This is a genomic window from Stenotrophomonas sp. (assembly GCF_031995405.1).
In the GTDB taxonomy this organism is placed as follows: domain Bacteria; phylum Pseudomonadota; class Gammaproteobacteria; order Xanthomonadales; family Xanthomonadaceae; genus Stenotrophomonas.
Window position 1 is genome coordinate 1 of record NZ_DAMAGC010000217.1, and the last position, 1,879, is coordinate 1,879.

A 1,879-nucleotide genomic window follows, 5' to 3' on the forward strand; every position below is an offset into this window, starting at 1 on the left:
GGCGGGCATGCTCGGCGTTCTGGCGCACGGTGGAGGTGAGTTCCTCCATCGAGGCAGCGGTTTCTTCCAGGTTGGCGGCCTGCTGTTCGGTGCGGCGCGAGAGGTCGCTGTTGCCGCTGGCGATCTCACCGGCGGCCTGGGTGATGCTGCCGGCAGCGCCCTGGATCTGGCCGACGATCTGGGTGAGCTGGGCGACGGTGGCGTTGGCATCGTCGCGCATGGTGGCGAACACACCCTGGAAGTCGCCGTGCATGCGCACCGTGAGATCGCCTTCGGCGATGCCCGACAGCAACTGCGAGAGCTTGCCGAGGTTGTCGTCGCTGACCTGCATCATCGCGTTGAGGTTGCCGATCATCAGGCGGAAATCGTGGTCGAAGCGGGCGGTGTCGCCGCGCTGGCTGAAATCGCCGGCAGCCGCGGCGCCGGCCAGGCGCTTGATCTCCTCGTTGATGCTGCCCAGGTTGCGCTTGACGGTATCGACGGTGGCGGTGATCTCGGCCTTCTCGCCCGGGTAGCGGGCGATGTCGGCGGCCAGGTCGCCGACGGCATAGCGCTGCATCACCTGCAGGACATCGTCCATGGTCTGCACGTGCGCGCCGACCAGCGCGTTGGTTTCATGCACCATCAGGCCGTATTCGCCGGGGAAGGCGCTTTCGTCCATACGGAAGCGGGTCTGGCCGGCCTCGTGCTGGCTGGCCATGTCGCGCTGGCCGCTGATGACCGCGTGCAGCTGTTTCTGCATCCGGCCCATGCTTTCGAGCAGGCGGCCGGGTTCGTCGTGCGCCTGGGCGCCGATGCGGCTGTCCAGCTTGCCGGCGGCGATGCTCTCGGCCACGTGGGTGGCCTGGCGCAGGGGCAGGGTGATGCGGTTGCCGATCAGCCAGCTCAATGCCAGCACGATGAGCACCACGACCCCGCCCGCGACGGTCATGACGGCGGTGAACGCCAGCGCGTCGGACTGGACGTCGTCCATGTACACGCCGCTGGTGACCACCCACTGCCAGGGCGCGTACATGTCTGCGTAGGTGACCTTTTCGATCAGGTCGTCCTTGCCGGGCTTGGTGGTCTTGTAATACGTGAAGCCGCCGCCGGACCGGGCCATGTCCACCTGCTGCAGGTAGATCGGCACACCGTCCTTGGAGGTGTAGTCCTTCTGCACCTTGCCGACGCGGTCGCGGGCGAACGGGTGCATCAGCAGGGCGTACTTCGTGTCGAGCACGTTGTAGTACGCACTGTCATTGTCGGCGCGCATGACCTCCAGCGCCTGCAGGGCGGCCGCCTTGGCGGCGGCCTCGGTCAGCTCGCCGGTGCCGGCCAGGCGCTTGTAGTGGTCCAGGATGCCGTAGCTCAGTTCGACCTGGGTCTTCAGTGCGTCCTTGCGGGTTTCCGCCAGGTCCAGGTACTGCATGCGCGCGGCGATGATGGCCAGGGCGATGACGCCCACGGCGATGAGGGCGGTGAGCAGGTTGAGCTTGCGCCGGACCGACAGGTTGGCGAAGGACTGGTTCCAGCGGCTGAGCAGATTCATGGGCAGGGGTCTTTGATCGACGAACGTGTCGCGGCAATGCTGTTATCGGCCGCAGCGCGCACGTATTGAGGCACGGTGGCTGAGCGTATTCAGGTTGGAGCGGGTGGACAGATGCGACGCAACATCCCGGGGGGCGTAGAGCCACCCCATGGGTGGCTGCGCGCGGTGCACGGACGTAGAGCCACCCCATGGGTGGCTGCGCGCAGTGCACGGAGGTAGAGCCACCCCATGGGTGGCTGCACGCGGTGCTGGAGGTAGAGCCACCCCATGGGTGGCTGTGCGCGGTGCCGGAAGGAAGAGCAGCCACCCATGGGGTGGCTCTACGGGAGTGCGCTTTGGCCAATAAAAAGG

The 1,879-nt window shown here is 66.7% G+C and carries 1 protein-coding gene; it reads right to left on the bottom strand.

All coding sequences use genetic code 11. The features are described 5' to 3' along the window. A partial coding sequence (locus RTO53_RS19960) for a cache domain-containing protein (protein ID WP_312239394.1) occupies positions 1-1,528 on the bottom strand: 1,528 nt, incomplete at its 3' end. Positions 1,529-1,879 lie beyond the last annotated feature (351 nt).